Source organism: Oleiphilus sp. HI0067 (assembly GCF_001635735.1).
In genome coordinates this window covers 1-782 of sequence record NZ_LWFI01000324.1, presented here as the reverse complement: position 1 = coordinate 782, position 782 = coordinate 1, and the positions used below count along the sequence as shown (strand labels likewise).

1 protein-coding gene is annotated in these 782 nt (G+C 43.7%); it reads left to right on the top strand.

Features of this window, described 5'->3' with window-relative positions; genetic code table 11:
- Window positions 1–712 (top strand): DUF1194 domain-containing protein (locus A3739_RS03890; RefSeq protein WP_068500394.1); only part of this gene is annotated, 712 nt, incomplete at its 5' end.
- Window positions 713–782: the final 70 nt, after the last annotated feature.

Below are 782 nucleotides of genomic sequence, written 5' to 3'. Positions count from 1 at the left end.
CGTAATAGAGCTTGCGCTTGTTATCGACAGCTCAGGAAGTATCGGCTCAACCAATTACAACGCACAACTAGATGCCTATAAAAACATTTTCCAAGATGACTTTTTTACGAACGTTGTTACATCAAATGACGAATTGTATGTAAGTGCTTGGCGCTTCTCATCTGGTGTAACCGAAGCAATTTCATGGACGCATTTGACAAATGATACAGAAGCCGCTGCGTTTGGTGGATTATTCGACGGAGGCGTGACAACCGGTCTTAGCTATACATCAGGCACGACTAATACTGCCCAAGCTATTACTGATGCCGCAAACAGCATTACATCAAACTCAATTGATGGTGACAGTTTAATCATCGATATCTCTACAGACGGTTTCCCTAATGTATGTGGTAATGCTTGTGGGGGCGAGAGTGCATATGACGCAGCAATTAGTGCAGCAACAACAGCGAATTCAAACGGTATTACTGTTAACGCCATTGGTGTAGGGGATGCATTGACCAACGCGAGTGGACAAAACTTTTTAACAAGCTTAACCACTGCTGGCGGAGGTTTTTTTGTTACTGCGAACAACTTCAGCACTGACTTTGAAGCTGCATTGAGAACAAAACTGTTCAGAGAAATCAACGATGTTGAAGTATCTGAGCCGGGCACTTTAGCTTTGTTTGCTATCGGGCTAGCAGGATTAGCGGCAACACGTCGTAAAAAAGCGTAATTACGCCAAGCTCCTGACCATCAGTGTCAGGAGCTTATCTCCTCCACAAAATTAAGAACTTAGGTTGATC